Origin of the sequence: Candidatus Anaplasma sp. TIGMIC (genome assembly GCF_028204095.1) — a bacterium.
In the GTDB taxonomy this organism is placed as follows: Bacteria; Pseudomonadota; Alphaproteobacteria; order Rickettsiales; family Anaplasmataceae; genus Anaplasma.
Map to the genome: position 1 here is coordinate 1 of NZ_JAQLOH010000005.1, position 19490 is coordinate 19490.

Consider the following 19490-nt stretch of genomic DNA (forward strand, 5'->3'; position numbering starts at 1 on the left):
ACTAAACCCTACTACCAACTTGACTTTGTTAACCCCGATATCTAGAGCCCAACTGCTTTAGCACGATGTGAGACATCATCATATAATACTACGCGGCGTTTAAGTCATACGGTAGCCCTAGCCTTTATAGTGAGAGGAATCTCTCGTCATTTTCTGCAGCTTCGTCTGTGCAGCGAACAGACAATAGGGAATACCAGTTTGGGATGAGATCGGATTCAGGATTATAATTGCCCCTTCAAGGGAGATATCGATGTACGAAGCCATAGACAGAAGCCCCGCGATATTACCTGACAGACTTAGATGCCTAATGTTGTGGTGGAATTTGCAATACGCTATGTACCAGATTACTGATTCCAGGAAGTGAAGGCTGCATATTGGTCAGGCGTATTAACATGAGCTCCGATAAGGAGTATTTCTACCACTGCGCGGTCGAATAACAGATTTATTGCCAACAATCAGTGATCTGCGACGTAGTGGCAAAAGGAAGCACTTTTAGTATGCATTACTTTCACATGACTAAAACTCTATCAGTATGTTTGTACATCGGTTCACGATATCAAGCCTCTAGTGCTCTTGTGACGAGATAGACAAAGTCGAGGTGTTGAGTGACATGGCTGATAACAATGAAGACGCCGATGCTTTGCTAATTGAGTTAGTATTTCCAGTCATAAGTTAGGGGTATGGTACACAAGAAGTTAGTAGTACAGAGAAATTTGAAGCGTACAGCAATGTGTGTGTTGGTGAAACAGGGATGGCACTGGTGGCTAAGCTAAAGGACAAGCCCCTTTCGTGTTTGTGGGAGATTTGCTGCGCAGATGAAGCTGTCTAGAATGCTGATAGGCTTTTGACATGGGGCTGCGCGAAAGATGGACGCACATTGTTCAGCATACAGTTCACATAACTTATCCCTAATTTTACGTAAGCCATACGCGATTGCATGGGTCTACAGCCATTGTGCCTGCGCCTTACATTAGTTACGCTGGGAAGATTGTGCCATACTACTCAGTGACTTCTTGATACTTATGCGTTGTTGGCTCTTCTCCGTATCACTGCTGGTATTCTTGGGTTCGAGGTCACCGCATTAACCTTAATCTACTCATTTTGTGCCATAAGAGTACCAGAATAGATTTCACTGTATCGGAGTTGGAAGTAAACAGTATGTGTATGCTATTATGTCCAATACTGTTGCGAATTCCTTCGTGATCAATACAATGGTAAGAGTTCGTGTGTATCCTTCAGCCGTAGGGTTGCCCTATAGTGATATGGGTACCATGGTATACGGTTTAGGTTCGACCCAGGCGTGGAGTGTTCTCGGTGAAAGAGGTTAACGGTTGCTTTGTTGGTGATAAAGAGAAGTACTTTAGTCTCGCTCTTGAGTGGTATTTCACTCGGTATGTTGTAGTTGTAACAGAAAGGGCATGGCTAACTGTATGTCTCTCGGTGCTGACTACGTTTATGCTGGTTTTGGCCCTGGATATATATTCCATGTTCCCTACCAAAACAGCATTCAGCTTTGTAAAGTATACCGATATATACAGCGATGAGTTCTCCAGAATAAAGAGGCTTAGCTCCGATGTAGACGAAAAGGAAGAAGATATCTTATCGTCGTATTTGGCCGGAGAATATGTGAAACGCTACGAGTCATATTCTCGTGGAGACGAAGAGCTGCGGCTTGGTTTCGTGAAGAATAACTCTTCAAGAAAGATATTCGTTGGCTTTAAAAACATGATAGAGCGCGGAGCTGCGATACATGCGCTGATTTCTAAATACAATACCGAGGACATTACGCTATCTGCCGTTATCGACAAGGTAGAGCTATTGCCGAAGAATATTGCTTCCATGAGTAGCGCCATAGTAGAGTTTAAGGTGAAATACCTTGTGCATGGCGTTTTGGCAGAGACTCAGTCTCGCAAAGTACAACTTTCATTCTCTCTTTCCAGTGTTAGGATGGCCGCAGCAGGAGTTGTGCCGTTCGAGTTTACCATCCATGCGTACCAATATATAGACTGACGGTTACAAATAGAGAGTCCTGGGTTGATACTCTGTGCGGCTGCGTGATTTGGCCGAGATTATTACCCTCCGGTATATCGTTTGTTTTTCAGTTCAAATTCAAGTGAGCTCCCGGCAGAACGTGTGGGATGCCTTTAGAATTTATCGTTATGTGCGCTGGTATGAATCCACACCTCTAGCATATCCTCAGCAGGCACATCCAAGGTTTGACTTCAATTCCTACTAAAGGGAAGCATCTTTGTGTGTACGTGAACACTGTGGCAACTTGGCGGAAGTTGATTTTGGAGTTTGTCCTTCGTGCATGCCGGTATATAGACTAATGCTTCCAGTGTATTTCAGCCAGGTGTGCTACAAGGCTATGCGTGGGACTTCAGTACCCGAAGGGAAGCATTTGTGTGCCTACTTGAACACTGGGATCGCCAGGGTTGGCTTTATAAGTTTTGTTTTCCATGAACCGGTACGTAGGCTAACGATTCACATGTATTCCAGATAGGCGCGCTGTAAGGATATGTGTTTGACTTCAGCTCCTTAAGAGCAGCATTTGTACATCTTTTTGTATGGTGCGATGGTTGTGGCGTAGGTGACTTTGGAAGTTTGTCTGCATGCATACCGGTAGATAGATTAATGCTCCAGTGTATTTCAGTCAGGTATGCTACAAGGGTATGCGTGGGACTTCAGTTCCTGAAGGGTTGTGTGCCTACTTGAACACTGGGATTGCCAGGGTTGGCCTTGCAAGTTTTGTTTTCCATGCGTACAGGTACATATGGTGGTTATGCTTTTGTAGTATTTAGGGTACGCGTACAATTAGGTAGTTAGATGGCTGCACTTTTGTAGGGGGCCATTCTGTTGGCTTTTCAAAATGTGCAATCAATCTGCTGTGGTGCCGTGTTGTTATGAAAGAAGAGCACTGAAAAAAATCAGTCTGTGCAGATGCTACCGCTTGTGTAGGTATGATAGCATATGCTGTTCAAGCTCAGATTTTGACGTAAAAAACAAAGAACCTTCTGGCAATTGGGTTCTGAACCATGTGTACTGCCGCTTTGCGTAGTGTCTGGTATTTTTTTGAGCTTCTGCCACTGTGTCGGCAAGGTCAATGTTACCGAGTAGGTACCTGGAGATTTCTGGAACCCCAAGTGTTTTCATTACGGGGGAGTCTCCTGTAATATCAAGTGACATAAGATATTTTACCTCCTCGATGGCAGAGGAGTTGATCATATCAAGGAATCTTTCGTTTATTTTGTGGTATAGCTGTTCTCGATCCGGGAGCAAGACGAAAACCTTATAATTTTTAAAGGGCTGGATTTTCGGATAACACTTATAGAGTGTGAAAATAGACTTTCCAGTTTGTAGCGCGACTTCAAATGCTCGCAACATTCTGTAACTATTGTTCTTGTCAATGCGCGATGCTTGGGCGTCAATCTTTGTCAGCATGCTATAAAACTCATCATTACCCAATTCTGACAGCAAACTTCTAGACCGATGTCGTATATCTGGGTCTATCTCGGGTATTGGAGATAACCCATAAACTAAACTGCTGATGTATAGGCCGCTACCTCCGGTCACTATAGGAATGATGTTTTCTTCCCATGCCTGATGTATTTCCCTTTTCGCGTCTTCAAGCCACAGGTTCACTGAATAATTTTCTGCTGGGTGCACGTATCCATACAACCTGTATAGCTCTTTGTTCGAAGATGTAAGAGGCTGCGCAGATATTGTTGGTATCCCACTGTATATCTGTTTTGAATCACAATTTATGATCCTGCAGTTTATGCTTTTCAGGAGTGAGTCACATATTTCTGACTTTCCTGACGCCGTGGGTCCTGTTAGGACGACTACCTCTCTCTCTCTCATTTTTGTGTTATTCCTAAAAGCTTTCTAAGCTGTGATCTGAGCGAGTAGCGAGAGCAACGCACAGAACCCTGCTAGGTTATACTCAGTCTATGCTATTTTCTAGCAATTATAAGCTAATTATCAGGTATACGTCGTATAAAGTTGTTGTCGATTTTACGTGGAAGATAGCCGTCTAATTTTCCTCTATGTTTGGTGAATCTGAGATGTGTTAATCTAATAGATACCAAAGACCATTATCCTAGACAGCGTTGATTGAGATCAAAGTGAGGGTTTCAGCACTGCGCTGAGGACATTGACGTGACAGAAAATGTGCTGGTAGAAGTGGTGTAGACTGGAGGGAGTGTGCCGGGAATCCTGTTGAACTTGAGTAAAGCACGTGTTACACTCCAGATGGTCTTCTGCTTTGCTGGATTGTTGTACTTTAAAGGGTGTGCGCTATGGCTGATCAGGGTGGTTCTTCCAACGTCGGTAAGGGATTTGCATCTAGGTTCAGTAAGAGTGGGACGTTTGCTCAAAGAAAAGGAGAAGCTGACGGTACAGGGGCTTCTGCATCTGCTGCTGGGGGGTTTTCCAAGCTTCTTGGCAATAAGAGCGAGAAACCTGCCTCCTTCAGGGAGGATAAAAGCGTTCTCAGAACTACCAAACCTAGCAACGAAGGATTCGCTAAGGCCACGAAAAAAAGTAGGCTTGACTGCCTGTTTTTAGTGCGAGGCAAAGACAAGGGTAGGCCGGCTTGGCACTACGTACTGGTGGACAAGCATAAAAGAGAAATGTTCCTTGCTAAGAGTAAAAGTGGCTCGATGGATGTTGCACTTTATGGCGAGATCCTGTATTCGGGCTGGGGGGAGAACCCTTCGGAAGAGATTGTGCAGAAAATCAAGGATGAGTTTGGCGCATAGAGCGGCGTGTGTCTGCTTCGTTTCTTAGCGTTTTAATTGAGTATTAGGAGGGTCCTTGCTTACTAAAAAACTAGCTGTTATGGATCCTGAATTATCCAACGACCTTGTTGTAAAACGCCTCGTTGATTCCGGAATTCAAGTCGTTGTGTACTGTGGTGAAGGCGTTACTACGTCCTTGCAAGATGGTGTAGAGATGCGCAAGTTTCATTGTGAGGACTTAGACATTCACGATGTGGGCTGTATTTTTGAGTGCATTTCTGGAGACGTGAAAGCGAAATCCGAATTTTACAATCGGCGTTCCGTTGTTAATAGCGATGTGCTTTTACTGTCGTTGGGGATGCCGGTGCGCACGTGTGACTCCGTGCGAGGTATGGTACCTTCCCGCCTGTTTGAGAGGCTAATTCCGGCTTGTGCGCCAACGTTTTATCATAGCGGTTTTATTTTGGAATGTGTTTTACGCAACGAAAGTGTACGTGGCCATTTCGATGCTCTGAAGGAATGTTATGCAGGGAAATTGAATTTTCTCGTTCACTCTCATGGGGAGATCTCACTGTTTGACAGGATTGGGTACTTTTTAGCCACGTGTAGTATCCTTTCTGCATTTGATATTGGTATTGGCGTCGAGGTTGCTGATCACATCATCGCGAATGAACACACAGGCATAAGAATGCCTGGGTTTTTCTCTGCCATTGATCAGATGGGTGTAGATCGGTTTGTTGAAGGTCTTGTCAAACTTACGGGGTTACTTGAGGAGGATGACCCTTTGCAGGAAATGTGCAGGCAGTTGCCACCGGTCATTGACGGCATGATTTCTGATGGTATGACGGGCATAAGTGGCAGGGGCGGTTTCTACAGGACGTACAGCATGAGATATGGTACGACCGATCAAGTTATAGATCTGCGTAGCGGGCTGTATAGAGCTCTAAAAAGAGACATGTTTTTGCAAGAGTGCCTGCTAGATAAGAGATGTGGAATATTTTCTGATGCTGTGTGGAGCAAATTCTTCGCCTACGTTGGGTTTTTGGTGCAGAAGAGTGGTGAGGAAGTACTGCCTGAAGTGGATAATATTCTACAAACAGGTTATAGATGGCAATACGGAGTTAAGGAACTCGCTGGTAGACTAGGTGTATCCTGCACTTGGTAGAAATTTGCAAAATTAAGAATTTGAGTTCTTGGGGTTGTTCAGTAATATGGACATGGTTGCTTTGAGGAAGCCGTGAAACACGAGGATGCTATATTTACCAATCTGTCGGGTAGGGAGAGTCCTTACTTAGATGCGGCGATGGGTCGTGGTATATGGTCCAACACTAAGGATTTGCTTTTGTTAGGCCGTGACAAGATCATCCAAGAGGTGAAAGATTCCGGGTTGAGAGGCCGTGGAGGGGCTGGCTTTCCTACGGGCTTGAAGTGGAGTTTTATGCCAAAGGCCTTACCTGAGGGAGCGTCAGCCTACCTGATGGTTAATGCGGATGAGTCAGAGCCTGGCACGTGCAAAGACAGGGATATAATAAGGTATGACCCACACAGAATTTTGGAGGGTATACTGATAGCCGGCTTTGCTATGGGAGTTACCACGGCGTACATATACATAAGGGGCGAGTTTTATAACGAGTATACGGTTCTCTCAAGAGCTTTGGATGAGGCGTACGAGCGTAAATTTTTGGGGAAAAATGCGTGCAACTCTGGATATGACTTGGACGTCTTCATACATAGGGGAGCTGGTGCATACATTTGTGGCGAAGAAAGCGCGCAAATAGAGTCCATTGAAGGTAGGAAAGGAATGCCAAGGCTGAAGCCGCCGTTTCCCGCTGCGGTAGGTCTGTACGGAGCGCCAACTACCGTAAACAATGTTGAAACTATAGCCACGGTTGGTGAGATATTAAGGAGGGGCTCGGGGTGGTTTTCTTCTCTCGGAATTCAAAATAACACCGGTACAAAGATTTTTTGCATATCGGGCCATGTCAACAACCCATGTAATGTGGAAGAAGAATTGGGTATTCCAATGAGAGAGCTCATTGAAAAATACGCTGGAGGAGTTGTTGGCGGTTGGGATAATTTATTGGCTGTCATACCTGGTGGGTCATCCGTGCCAATGTTACCCAAGAGCATATGTGATGAAATAACCATGGACTTTGACTCCTTAAGGGCTGTGAAGTCGGGTTTGGGTACAGCAGGCCTCATAGTCATGGACAAGTCTACGGACCTTGTTGAAGCTATAGAGCGACTTTCCCACTTTTACATGCATGAGTCGTGTGGGCAGTGCAGCCCTTGTAGGGAAGGTACTGGTTGGATGTGGCGTATTATGAGGAAGATGGTAAACGGCACCGCAGATGAGAGCGAGATAGACAAACTCTTGGATGTTGCGTCTCAAATAGAGGGGCACACAATATGTGCACTGGCGGATGCTGCAGTCTGGCCTATACAGGGATTGTTTAGGCATTTTCGACCAATGGTTGAGGAGAGAATTAGGCAGTCCAGGGGGCGGCGCATCGCGTAGCGACTTGCAAAGTATCAAACTGCTAGTAGCGTAGAAAAGGAGCGTGCGGCGTATGTGGTCGTGCTAATGTGGTATACATCACTCGCAGTGGCTCCACATTCGTAGCGCTTTTTACATAAACGATCTGTGGGCGAGGCCAGCGAACGCGGTACTGTTTCTACGCCAGTGTTTGTGTGAATCTACGGTAAATTGGTTTGCGAACTTGGGTAGTTATGTTATCATCACGGCGGTTGTAGATTTTGGCCATATGGTCGGTTTTCTGTTCTTCTGTTTTGCGGGTATGGTCACTATTTCAGCAGTGGCTGTTGTCCTCTCGTCTAATCCGGTATATGCGGTCCTTAACCTAATTCTCACGTTTTTTGTCTCAAGTGCACTGTTTATCCTTCTTGGGGCAGAGCTAGTAGCGATGCTTTTGGTTATCGTATACGTAGGGGCAGTGGCCGTTCTCTTCCTTTTTGTGGTTATGATGCTCGATCTAGATTGTGTGAAGTCCTCACATGGTTTGGTGAGGTACTACCCGGTGGGGGTTCTTTTGTCTGCGGTGTTTTTTGGGTGCGCTACTTACTCAATATTGCACACTAAGGCCAGTTTTGTGAAAGAGGCTGGCGGGCATGTAGTGCGCTCTGCTGGGAATGTGTTTCTTATCGGATCACAGATGTATACGGAATGTTTTTATGTGTTCCAGATGTCAGGGATACTTTTACTAGTTGCGGCTGTAGGCACTCTTGTGCTGACGCTAAAGTTTGGTATTTCGAAATCGAGAAAGCAAGACGTGGGTGTTCAGCTTGATCGTTCCTCAAAGATAAGGTTGCTCTCTCCAGAGGTTGGCAAAGGTGTTGAGGATGGTAGCGGTGCGGATTAGATTTCGTGATAGATTTGGTTGCAGAGTATGGAATTTTTGATTAACGCCGGTATAACGCTAAACCACTTTCTCATCCTTGCAGCATTGTTGTTTGTAATTGGCGCTTGTGGAATGGTGATAAATAGCAAGAGCGTGATAAACGTCTTATTGTCTTTGGAGCTCATGTTGCTAGCTATTAATGTGAACTTTGCTGCTTTTTCTGCGTACCATAACGATATACATGGCCAGATATTTGTTGTATTTGTTCTAACAGTTGCTGCAGCAGAATCCGCTATAGGTCTTGCTATTATGCTTGCGCATTTTCGTAATGTTGGGAACATAGACCTTGGCGAGGCTAATTTGCTGAAAATGTAGGTTATTCGGTTTGCATGCAGTGTGGTTTTGTCGGATTTTTTGTGGTGAATCTGTGTGCATTTGCTTTCGCCACGATAGCCTTTTTGTGTGTGAACATGTGATGAACTTTCTGTAGATGCTGTTATGTTTTGTGTAGAGTTTCTATGTGTTGTGTTGCCACTATTTGGTGCGGCATTAGGATATCTTTTTAGGCATAATAGGATAATATCTCATGTACTTGCTTGCTGCTTTATAGGGCAGTCTGCGGTGCTATCATGGTATATATTTTTCACTGCAACTCATGGCTATTCTGTAGATATAGCGCCTTGGTTTGATGTTGGTGGTGTTTCCGTAAATTGGTCTATTTATGTGGATAGACTGACCACTGTTATGATGATAGTGGTCACAACTGTCTCATTCATTGTTCACCTATACTCTGTTGGGTACATGGATCATGATAAGGGTGCTGCAAGGTTTTTGTCGTATTTATCCTTATTCACTTTCTTCATGATGGCGCTGATCACCAGCGGTAATTTTATGCAGCTGTTTTTTGGCTGGGAAGGAGTTGGTTTGTGTTCGTATCTTCTGATAGGGTTTTGGTTTCATCGTGACTCGGCTACTAAAGCTGCGCTGAAGGCGTTTATTGTCAATAGAGTCGGGGATCTGTTTTTTCTGTGTGGTATCTTGGTTGTTTTCTACGCGTTTCACTCTCTAAGTTTTGATGAGATATTCGCAAAGATAAGTGATGGCATGGACGCGGGAATTATACAAGTTCTGGGCTTTCGTATACACGCTGTAGACTTAGCCTGCATACTGCTGTTTTTGGGATGCATGGGCAAATCTGCGCAGTTGGGTTTACATGTATGGTTACCAGACGCTATGGAGGGCCCAACTCCCGCATCAGCGCTCATTCACGCTGCCACCATGGTTACAGCGGGTGTATTTCTGGTTGCGAGAAATTCCTTCATGTTGGAACTATCTCCTATAGCTAGGGAAGTGATACTCATGGTTGGCCTGATGACATGTCTGTTTGCTGCATGTGTTGCTGTTGTGCAGGATGACATAAAAAAGATAGTTGCGTACTCTACATGCAGTCAGCTTGGATACATGTTCGTGGCTTGTGGTACGTCTAATTACCACTTGGCTATATTCCATTTGCTCACGCATGCATTTTTCAAGTCACTATTGTTTCTTTTGGCAGGGAATGTAATTCACGCCAACCATGGTGAGCAAAGGATAGAGTGTATGAGCAACAATTGCTGGAGAGATATTCCTTTCACTTACGTCCTTATGTGGATTGGATCTTTGGCACTCATGGGTGTTTTCCCGTTTGCTGGTTACTACTCTAAAGATCTGATTATAGAGAGTAGCTATGGCAATACTGTGGGATTTGTAATTACCAACCTTGTTGCGTGTTTGACCTCTGTGTATTCATGCAGGCTCATGATGAGAGTATTCCATAACTCTGATACTGATAGGATTTCCTCTATTCATGAAGCAGGGAAGATTATGTTGCTGCCGTTACTGGTGCTGGCAGTAGGTGCGGTATTTTCTGGCATGGTATTTAAGAATTTTGTTGGGATAACAGGAGAGAAATTCTGGCTACACAGCATAGATGTGCATGAACATCACATTGTGATCAGTAAGGTGATGGAGCTTATGCCGATGTTTATGGGTGTGGCGGGCATGGTGTCGTATTATCTTTACCACTCGGGAAAACTTCGTAATTTTGCACCGAGCATGTTTGTGCATGTCTTGAAGAACAAGTTCTACTTTGATGAGGTATACGTTGCAGTTTTTGTGGTGCCTATGCAAAGAGTTTCGGGTTTGGTGTGGCGCTTTGCGGATCAAAAAGTGATTGATTATTTTATCCTAGGTGGTATTACTGGGGCGGTTGGAACTTGTGCCAAGCATAGTGTCAAAGTGCAGAACGGGCGCGTAGTTTGGTATACTCTAGTCATGCTACTGGGAGTGGTTACTGCCGCACTTATAGTGGTATATGGTTTTAAAACACGGTGATACCTTTCATTATTTTAGCCCCTGTTGTTGGAGCGTGCGTTCTAGCCTTCCTTAAGGAAGGTGCGCCCGGTTTGCGTTACAGCGTTATCGTAGTAACCACCATGGCGTCGTTTATTGCGAGTCTTTACGCTATCCCAAACTTTTACAGCAGCACTGGGGCAGAGATAGATATAATTCAGTCCTCGTGGGTGGGCGTGCACTTTGCAATAGATAGATTGTCCTTATCTATGATTGTGCTATCAACTTTTTTGTTCTTTCTATGTGCCATATGTGGTGTATTCAGTAGCGCTTGTGGCGTGTGCCGTGAAGACGAATATTCTTTTTTTGCACTGATATTGCTGCTTGAATCCTTGGTGTTGGGCGTATTTTCTGTGCATACGTCCATAATGTTCTACGTGTTTTTTGAGGCTTCGCTAATCCCTATGTTTTTTATGATAGGGTTCTGGGGGCATGGAGATAAGATTGGCGCGGCATTTAAGTTTCTAATTTATACGGCTACGGCCTCACTTTTGTTCTTGATTGCTCTGGTGTATTCGCACTTTTTCTCTCTAGAGGTCTTTGAGTCGTTCTACAGAGTTGCCTCAGTTTCTGACGTGCTACCGCCGGGGGTTAGATTTTCGTTATGGGCGGCATGTTTTTTTGCGTTTGCTGTAAAGCTTCCTATGGTGCCGTGGCATACCTGGTTGCCGAAAGCGCATGTGCAGGCTCCTACTTTGGGCTCTGTTTTGCTTGCAGGCCTGCTTATAAAGATGGGTGGATACGGATTTCTAAGATTCTGCATTAGTGCTTTTCCCGATGTGAGTTTGACTCTGGCAGAGTTTGTAGTCTACCTCAGCGCGGTTTCGTTGATTTATTCGTCGCTTGTTGCGTATGCGCAAAAGAATATGAAGACGCTAATAGCTTATTCTTCTGTCGCCCACATGGGGCTTGTTTCTGCGGGGATATTTTCTCTTAATGAGAGCGGTATACTGGGCGCAGTTTTTCAAATGATCAGCCATGGGCTAATATCTGCTGCACTCTTTTTATGCGTTGGTATTATTTACAGTAGAGCAGGGACGCTGGAAATGTCAAAATGTGGCGGATTGGCAAGTTCCATGCCAAAGCTATCTTCTATGATGATCTTTTTCAGCATGGCATCTGTTGGTCTGCCTGGTACATCGGGTTTTGTTGGGGAGTTTCTTTCCATTCTAGGAATTTTTCAGACATACAGGTTTGCAGCAGTCTTGTTTGCTGTGGGTGTTGTTTTAAGCGCTGCATATATGCTTCGTCTATGTCGGGAGGTTATTTGGGGAAGTAGCCCTGCGGGTGCGCCAATCATAGACAAAGACATAAACACTTGGGAGCTCTATGTCTTGGGCATCTTGGCTGCATTGGTATTGTTACTTGGTATACTTCCGTACCCGCTTATATCATTCCTTAAGCCCTGGGTGAGTGATATTTTGCATGGCATTGCAGAAGTTTCCGACATCTTGGGGGTGGAGCGTGTACTTTAGCGATTTGTCACACATCGTACCGGAGCTTTTCGTATTGGGCTCTGCGCTTACATTGCTAATACTTGGCATGTTTATGGGCGAAAGGTGGGTGAGGGGATTAGCTACTGTTGCGATGGGAATAACCTCAATTATTTCCTGTATGGAGTTTATGCGCTTCACAGGCGGTAGTGTGACGTTATTCAGAGGTTTTGTTTCGTTAATGGGACATACCTACTTGTCTAGGGCTATAGTTTCCATTGCTGGTCTGTTTACATTCATACTATTCTTTTGCTCCAAGCGCGATTATCGCTATGAATTTTCTGTAATGATGCTGTTTGCGATTTTGGGAGCTATGTCCCTTATGATTTCGCAGCATTTCTTATCATTTTACCTATCTTTCGAGCTGATAGGATTTTCTACCTACATACTTGTGTGCTTCAATAGAAGTTCTAGAAAGGCTACTGAGGCGGCGATTAAGCTTTTCATTCTTGGTGCTCTTTCATCGTGCATTATGCTGTATGGAATCTCTTTGGTTTACGGCTACGCAGCAGATTTTGAGTTCCAAGTATTTACAAGAGTGCTTTCGGGTGAGGAGTGCCTAGGCGCCACGCTGGGATGTGTTCTCATATTGATCGGGGTATTATTCAAACTTGCAGCGGTGCCGTTTCACATGTGGATGCCAGATACATATCAGGGCGCGCCAACGCCAGCTGTAGTACTTTTTACTATTGTGACAAAGACGGCGATAGTTCTGACGATTACGAAAGTCACCAGTGCCCTTACGGTTCAAAGTGGATGGTTTGTAGTCATAATGCTGGTGCTGGCATCGATGTCTATAGTCTTCGGCGAATTTTGTGCAATGCGTCAGGATAACATAAAGAGGCTACTTGCTTATGCGAATGTCGGTCATATGGGCTATGTGTTGGCTGGCATAGGGGGTATGTACAGTACGACTTTTAATCCTCTTCTGTACTATGTTGTCACGTATGTGCTTATTAATGTGTGGATTTTTTCTGTTCTACTTGCGTATTGCGATGAAGGGTTTGATATTTCCCGTATAGCTGGTCTAGGGAAGAAGAATCCTATATTGGCATTTTCGTTTGTGACCTCTATGCTAGCGTTTGCTGGGCTGCCACCATTCTCTGGGTTTTTCGCGAAGTATACCTTGCTCAAGGCAATTGTTGGAATCGATGCATACAGTTATACGGTTTTAGTTGGCATAGTGTTTTTATGTATTACCAGTATAGTTCCGTGCTTTTACTGCTTTCGAATAGCGAGAGTAGTTTACTTTGACAATCCTATTGAGGATTATAGGGAAGCTCGCAAAAATAGGGGACTTGCAGTTATTGCAATTATTTCTGTAACGCTTAGTCTTGTAATGATCCTCTTTAGGGAGCGTTTTGAGTCTGTGCTGAGCTTTTACCCGTAGCTTGCTGCTGATCTCTCCTTAAATTTGTGGATGTTAGGGTGCAGTGTGAGCGGTAGTTGCGTGTGAAAAGAGTTTCGGTTTTTGGTTCCACAGGGTTTATTGGGCAAAAATCCGTTCAGATTTTGCGTAGCAATCCCAATGACTTTGAGGTTGAAGCTCTTGTAGCTAACTCCAATGTTCAATTACTGGCTCTACAGGCAAAGTCTTTAAATGCGAAAATGGTTGTGACTGCGGATGACTCCCACTACGGGGAATTAAAGTCCTGTTTGCAGGGCACAGGCATAAAAGTTGCTGCAGGTTTATCGGGCGTTCTTGAGGCGTCCTCGTTTAATGTTGACAGCGCAATTATGGCAATTACGGGTATGGCCTCGTTAGCTCCAGTTATGGAGCTAGTGAAAACTGGAGTCGGCACTATAGCTTTAGCTAGTAAGGAAAGCATGGTGTGCGGGGGTGCACTTCTTGTTGAGGCTGCAAGAGCTAAGGGTGTTCACATGGTGCCGGTGGATTCAGAGCATAATGCGGTATTTAGGGTGCTATCCAGTAGAAGTGATCCTGAGAGTATAACGATAACCGCTTCAGGTGGGCCATTTTTACACTGGACAAAAGAGCAGATGGAGCGAGCATCATTGGATGATGCCCTGATTCATCCTGTATGGAAAATGGGGAGAAAAATTTCTGTAGATAGCGCGACTATGGTTAATAAAGCCCTTGAGGTCATAGAGGCCAGTTACCTTTTTGCGCTTGGACACGACAAGATAAACGTTGTTGTTCATCCTGAGTCTATAATACACGGCTTTGCATCCTATTCTGACGGCGTATCGATGGCGTTGATGTCTGTGCCAGATATGAGTATTCCAATATTATATGCGCTGTACTGGCCTGATAGTGGGGGTATATACAATGGCGCAATTGATTTAGCATCATATGGTGAGCTGACGTTCATGCAACCTGACATGGAGAGGTTCCCTGCATTGAGATCTGGGTTTGACATTTTAAAGTCTCCAAAAAGTCATGCAGCTGGTGTAGTTTTTAACGCTGCTAACGAAGTTGCGGTGTGTTCCTTTCTCAAATCTGAAATAAAATTTTTGGATATAGTTAACATCATTTTATGTGTAATGGACAAAATTTCCTATGACAGGGTAAATTCCTTGGGAGATATCATAGAATATGATTCCCTAAGCAGGAGTATAGCGGAAGAAGTAATAAGTACTTTAGTATCGTAGTAGATTCTATATAAAAGGGGTTAGTTGGGCCTTATTGTTATAAATGTTGTGCTAAGTCCCTTAAAGGTGTTATGTAGACCTGCTGGGGCCTGTAGAGTATGTGTCCTGGTAGTGGGCTGTGTGCTCCTGTTGTTGAGTTTAAGGAAGGTGTAGTTCTTTTTGTTGTGTCAGCATCATCGGTTAGTTTCATGTCAAGGTTAGTATTCTGTCTAGTTAGTTTGTTGTTACTTTCCTCTTGTAAGGACTATATGTTTGAAATGAGCAGGAATTATACTCCTGCGTATAACCCAGGTGGTGATCTATTCAGTGAGGATGAGAGTTTTTCCCAGTCCTATGAGGCGTACGAGAAACGTAGGGCGGACATACTGAAGGAGCGCGAAGATGATAGACAAAATCGCGTCAGGAGCAAGAGTAGCGGAGTGCGTTCTCGGGTAAGTGATGCGGAGAGGGATCGCATTTTAGAGAAGCTGAGAGGATATGGCGTAAAGAACAGCGCAACTGGTGAGCGAAGCAAATCAGGAATGGTGAATAGTGAAGGTGTAGATCTTTCACGCGTTAAGGGCGCTAGGTTTATAGACGTTGATCTAGATAATAGCCATGGAATGGCGAAAGATGCTGATGAGATTAACGATGAGCCTGCAGAGGTGGTTGCGGCAGATGGTGGCGGAAATGTCCTGCCTGAAGAAGAGGCGATTGAGGGCTCCGTTCATCAAGACTCCGGCGTTACGAAAGAGGATTCGACTGACTGCGGTTGCATGGAGAAGTGTGACTGCGCTTGTTGCAATGGAGAAGGCGTCCAGGGAGAGGAAGATGCTGATGCAATTGAGAAGGAAGCGACTGATAATAATATCGATGCAGAAAATAGTAGCGTTGCAGATGCTCCGGTTGTTGGCGTAACTTCGGCTGGCATGGGGCTTCATTGCGATTGTGGCGAAGACTGTAAATGTGATCACGGAAAGCATGCATCACCCCATCATGTTGATGAAGCAACAGAGGAAGAGTTATCACCTGAGGAGCACATACCTTTGTTCGTAGGTAATGAGAATGTGGGGGCTTCTAGTAGCGAACACGGTTCCGGTTTGGTGGGGGAGAAGTCACCGAGCTGTGATTGCGGCAAAGGGTGCGATTGCGAAAGCAATAAGCAGGGCGTAGATGGAGCGTGTGACTGCGGTGAGAAGTGTAAGTGTGTGGATTGTCACTGTGTTGGGCATGGTGAAAAAGAGGATATAGCCGAACGCAGCTATGGGGTGGATAGTGACGATCTGCGCGGCGATGAGTCATTGGACTGTGATTGTGGCAAGGGATGCAAATGCGAAAAGTGCGATTGTGCTGATTGTCATTGCGTAAGCCATGGTAAGCATCAAAAAAACAACGTGTTAGCGGAAGGGTTAGAGCCAGTAGGTCATGGCGCGAACGGTCAAATAATGCCTGGTACAGGCGTTGGTGACGACGATAAGTGTGGCTGTTGTGACAAGTGTGATCTTCCGGGTTGTCAGCACGATGCTAAGGGAACTGGTGAGATTTCTGAAGAAAATGTAGATATTGTTACTGCACCTTATGCCGATGTCGACGACATTGAAAAAAATGCTCGTGGCGCTACTCACATGCGTGAGGCAACTCTTGAAGAGGTCTTGGGGCATGGGCGGACTGTGGCCGAGGAAAATGGCGCTTACTTAAAGGGTGAAATGCCTCAGTTGGGTGCATCAGATGCATCTGATGAGGAATTCGGCGAAGGTGCTGACTGGGTTGTGGGGGATTATGCTCCACCGGTTAGTGTAGGTGATATTGATAATGATGATGACCAAGATGACGATTCGGCCGCAGTGAGTGATGTCGGGAATATTTATGGTTCCGGTACCGGAATAGATAGTGCGTTGCCTGAATACGAAAGCGAGGATTCACGTGGTGCTGTGGGCACTGCTGGCGGTAAGCGTAGTTCTGACATTGGTGTCATCAACGGTGACTTTGGTGGTAATACTCAGACTGAGGGAACTGCTGGGCCTGGTATTAAGTGGGGATTGAGCGACAATGAATTCGGGGAAGATGAAGAGTTTGGAGATGATTCCGTAGATGTTGAGGAGCCGCAAGAGGATGTGTTTGTGGAGGATCTTGATGATTCTGAACTTGATGAGAAAGCCTTTCCTGAAGATGATGAGGAAGAAGATTACTCGTGGGATGATGACCTTTCCGGCTACGATGGCGTGATAGACTTTTCTGATATAATCGAAGATTCAGAGATGATCTTTGCGGATGAATCTGAGGAGGAAGAAGGGGATGATGCCTTGCTTTCTTCTAAAGGAAATGATGCTGACCGAGGTGACGATGCGCAGCATGAGGCAGAGAATGCAGTAAGTGCGGCGAAGCTGGGTGGCTATAAGGGCCTTTCAGATGATGAGGAGAGTCAGGGGGAGGGGTATGAGCTTCCTCTTACTTTTAACGGGCGGTCAACGTTTTTGGATTTTGACAGATAGAAGGTTAGCGGTTGTCGTATTGTGCATGTTTTTTGCAAGATACTCTGTAGACGAGCTTCTTTCGTTGTATGTGTAGGGAGTGATGTTTTTACGCTTGATTACTAGGAGCAATCCGTGGTTAAGTGTGTGCGTACTCTCTGTATATGAAGTGCTTGTGTATGGGAAGTTTTCGTGGGGAAAGGATCAGTCATGCCGTTAGGGTAGGCAAGGTAACTATAGGGGGTGGGCATCCTGTGGTTATCCAGTCTATGGCGCTTGGCGGGACTGGGGATTTCGATAAAGACATGCAAGAGATCCTTTCTCTCGCGGATGAGGGTTCTGAGCTTATAAGGGTTGCTATCAACTCAGAGGAAGCTATCAAAGCCGTTCCGGAAGTTGTGAACCAGCTCGTGAAGCATGGCTACGATGAAAAAATGATAGTAGGATGCGGGCAGTACGAGCTTGCAAGATTGTTGAGAGACTATCCCACCTGTGCTGCGGCTTTGGGTAAGATCAGGGTGAATCCGGGTAATGTTGGGTTCGGAGACCAAAGAGACAAAAGCTTTGAAGAGGTGGTGGAATTCGCGATAAAGCACGACATGCCTATAAGAATTGGCGTAAATTGGGGGAGTTTAGACAAGGTTGTTATTGCAAAGCTCATGGATGAGAACAGGTCTCTGCCCACTCCAGAGCCATCTAGCGTTGTTATGAGTAAGGCTATGGTTCGTTCTGCTATCGAGAGTGCAAGGTTTGCTGAGAAGATAGGTTTGCCCCCAGATCGCATAGTGCTTTCTTGTAAAATGAGTAGGGTGGGTGACTTGGTTTCTGTATATAAGGCTTTGGCTAGGGAGTCCAACCATGCATTGCATTTAGGGCTCACAGAGGCAGGGTCTGGGCTCCGCGGTATTGTGAATAGTGTTGCGGGCATATCTCACCTTCTCATGTCAGGAATAGGGGATACCATTAGAGTATCACTTACAGCGACTACTAGGGGGGAGAGGACTCAGGAAGTGAAAGTCTGTAAAGAAGTTTTGCAGGCGCTGGGATTGCGGTTTTTTGCTGCACAGACGGTATCGTGTCCTGGCTGTAACCGGACGAATTTCACCATTTTCAGGAAGCTTGTCACCAGGGTGAATGGCTACATAGAAAGCAACATGAAAGTCTGGAAGGAGAGGTATCCGGGCGTCGTAAATATGACAGTGGCAGTGATGGGATGTGTTGTGAATGGTCCGGGTGAGAGCAAACATGCCAATATTGGTATTAGCATGCCTGGGAGAGGGGAAAGAGAGGTTGCTGCAGTATATGAGGACGGCAACAAACTGTGCACGCTGCAGGGTGATGATCTGCTGGAGAAGTTTTTGGACATTATTGATGCATACGTAATGAAGAAATACGGCTGAGTGCCCATGCATGATTTATTGCGTGGGCATGCTTATTTTTAGTGGTAAACGAGTGGGTATTAAGTAGCTTGTTTGACTATTAGTCCCTTCGGTTTTGCTGTGTAATTTTGTATATGCGCGGTGTTTTATTTGGTGGTAGAAACTCTGAGGTTTGCATTAGGTGAGTAAGGGATTAATGTCACTTGCGGGGCATCTGAAGGAGCTAAGGAGAAGGGTGCTCCTTTCTGCTGCATTTTTCGTGGTGATGTTTGTAGTATGTTATTTATTTTCCGAAGAGATATATGAGTTCTTGCTCATACCTCTTGTTGATTTGGAAGGAGATAACGAGGATTTTTCCCTTATATACACTGACCTTACCGAGGCGTTTTTTGTGTACCTAAAGGTTGGGGCAATGGCTGCGCTTTTCGGTTCATTCCCGATGTTTGCGTGGCAATTCTATATGTTTTTGGCGCCAGGGCTATACAAAGCGGAGAGACGCATTCTACTGCCATACTTGATAGCGGCTCCTGTACTTTTTACAACAGGGGCGGCTGGTGTGTACTATTACATATTTCCTCTTGCGTGGAAGTTTTTTATAAACTTTGAAAACAGAGACGCGTCAGTAGGGGTGCCGATAGAGTTTATGCCGTCGGTAAGTGAGTATCTTGATTTGGTACTGCGTCTCATGTTTGCATTCGGGTTAGCATTTCAACTGCCTGTTATTCTGACATTACTTGCGCGGATAGGGATTGTATCGTCAAAAAGCCTGGCTAGTAAAAGGAGAGTGGCTATAGTCATTATTTTCATAATTGCGGCAGTGCTTACTCCTCCTGATGTGCTCAGTCAGATAGGTCTCGCTGTACCGATGATATTACTGTACGAAGCTTCGATCATTGCCTGTAGGTACATAGAGAAGAAGTGACTTCTGCTCCATAGGAACTATAGCGTACGAATCAGGAAATGTTTTATAGGCTTTATATAACACAAGGCTGTAAATTGAATGCGCGGGAGTTGGGTGGGGTTAATGCGGGATGGTTGCCATCTCAATTATGTTTTTTCTCTTGAT

The 19490-nt window shown here is 45.1% G+C and carries 16 protein-coding genes; 14 read left to right on the top strand and 2 right to left on the bottom strand.

Annotated elements, in window-relative coordinates:
• Positions 1-117: 117 nt before the first annotated feature.
• On the bottom strand, positions 118-264 hold the full coding sequence (locus tag PGW94_RS00925) for a hypothetical protein (RefSeq protein WP_271757643.1): 147 nt from the start codon (positions 262-264) through the stop codon (positions 118-120).
• A gap of 1050 nt (positions 265-1314) precedes the next feature.
• On the opposite strand from PGW94_RS00925, the gene PGW94_RS00930 reads away from it, so the two are divergent.
• A complete protein-coding gene (locus PGW94_RS00930) occupies positions 1315-2010 on the top strand; it encodes a VirB8/TrbF family protein (RefSeq protein ID WP_271757646.1) in 696 nt (231 codons plus the stop codon).
• A gap of 265 nt (positions 2011-2275) precedes the next feature.
• Complete coding sequence (locus tag PGW94_RS00935; RefSeq protein WP_271757649.1) at positions 2276-2503, top strand: hypothetical protein; 228 nt, start codon at positions 2276-2278, stop codon at positions 2501-2503.
• Positions 2504-2943: 440 nt separating this feature from the next.
• On the opposite strand, the gene miaA is transcribed toward PGW94_RS00935, so the two are convergent.
• Entirely contained in the window at positions 2944-3861 is a 918-nt protein-coding gene (gene miaA / locus PGW94_RS00940; RefSeq protein WP_271757651.1) for a tRNA (adenosine(37)-N6)-dimethylallyltransferase MiaA, read from the bottom strand.
• A gap of 437 nt (positions 3862-4298) precedes the next feature.
• On the opposite strand from miaA, the gene PGW94_RS00945 reads away from it, so the two are divergent.
• From PGW94_RS00945 to tatC, 12 genes are all read left to right on the top strand, one after another.
• The gene (locus PGW94_RS00945) at positions 4299-4760 is read left to right on the top strand and encodes a hypothetical protein (RefSeq protein ID WP_271757654.1); all 462 of its coding nucleotides are present in this window, start codon (positions 4299-4301) and stop codon (positions 4758-4760) included.
• A gap of 79 nt (positions 4761-4839) precedes the next feature.
• Positions 4840-5904 carry a 3-hydroxyacyl-CoA dehydrogenase gene (locus PGW94_RS00950; RefSeq protein ID WP_271757657.1) on the top strand — a complete coding sequence of 355 codons (1065 nt, stop codon included), beginning with the start codon at positions 4840-4842 and terminating at the stop codon, positions 5902-5904.
• A 72-nt stretch (positions 5905-5976) separates the two neighbouring features.
• Positions 5977-7257, top strand: coding sequence for an NADH-quinone oxidoreductase subunit NuoF (gene nuoF, locus PGW94_RS00955; protein ID WP_271757660.1), 1281 nt, complete (start codon positions 5977-5979; stop codon positions 7255-7257).
• 202 nt (positions 7258-7459) lie between these two features.
• Positions 7460-8119, top strand: a complete 660-nt coding sequence (locus PGW94_RS00960) for an NADH-quinone oxidoreductase subunit J (RefSeq protein WP_271757662.1) — start codon at positions 7460-7462, stop codon at positions 8117-8119.
• Between the two features lie 27 nt (positions 8120-8146).
• Positions 8147-8473 carry an NADH-quinone oxidoreductase subunit NuoK gene (gene nuoK, locus PGW94_RS00965; RefSeq protein ID WP_271757665.1) on the top strand — a complete coding sequence of 109 codons (327 nt, stop codon included), beginning with the start codon at positions 8147-8149 and terminating at the stop codon, positions 8471-8473.
• Between the two features lie 123 nt (positions 8474-8596).
• Positions 8597-10471: an NADH-quinone oxidoreductase subunit L gene (gene nuoL / locus PGW94_RS00970; protein WP_271757668.1), complete on the top strand. Its 1875-nt coding sequence runs from the start codon at positions 8597-8599 to the stop codon at positions 10469-10471.
• The gene (locus PGW94_RS00975; RefSeq protein WP_271757670.1) at positions 10468-11964 is read left to right on the top strand and encodes a NuoM family protein; all 1497 of its coding nucleotides are present in this window, start codon (positions 10468-10470) and stop codon (positions 11962-11964) included. Before nuoL ends, PGW94_RS00975 begins: the two co-directional genes overlap by 4 nt.
• Positions 11954-13372 carry an NADH-quinone oxidoreductase subunit N gene (locus tag PGW94_RS00980; RefSeq protein WP_271757673.1) on the top strand — a complete coding sequence of 473 codons (1419 nt, stop codon included), beginning with the start codon at positions 11954-11956 and terminating at the stop codon, positions 13370-13372. Before PGW94_RS00975 ends, PGW94_RS00980 begins: the two co-directional genes overlap by 11 nt.
• Before the next feature lie 62 nt (positions 13373-13434).
• The gene (dxr, locus tag PGW94_RS00985) at positions 13435-14595 is read left to right on the top strand and encodes a 1-deoxy-D-xylulose-5-phosphate reductoisomerase (protein WP_271757674.1); all 1161 of its coding nucleotides are present in this window, start codon (positions 13435-13437) and stop codon (positions 14593-14595) included.
• Positions 14596-14693: 98 nt separating this feature from the next.
• Complete coding sequence (locus tag PGW94_RS00990) at positions 14694-17066, top strand: TRP75-related protein (RefSeq protein ID WP_271757685.1); 2373 nt, start codon at positions 14694-14696, stop codon at positions 17064-17066.
• Between the two features lie 158 nt (positions 17067-17224).
• Positions 17225-18445: a flavodoxin-dependent (E)-4-hydroxy-3-methylbut-2-enyl-diphosphate synthase gene (ispG, locus tag PGW94_RS00995; RefSeq protein ID WP_271757688.1), complete on the top strand. Its 1221-nt coding sequence runs from the start codon at positions 17225-17227 to the stop codon at positions 18443-18445.
• Positions 18446-18620: 175 nt separating this feature from the next.
• Positions 18621-19346 (top strand): twin-arginine translocase subunit TatC, encoded by a 726-nt coding sequence (gene tatC, locus PGW94_RS01000; RefSeq protein WP_271757732.1) that lies wholly within the window; start codon positions 18621-18623, stop codon positions 19344-19346.
• Positions 19347-19490 lie beyond the last annotated feature (144 nt).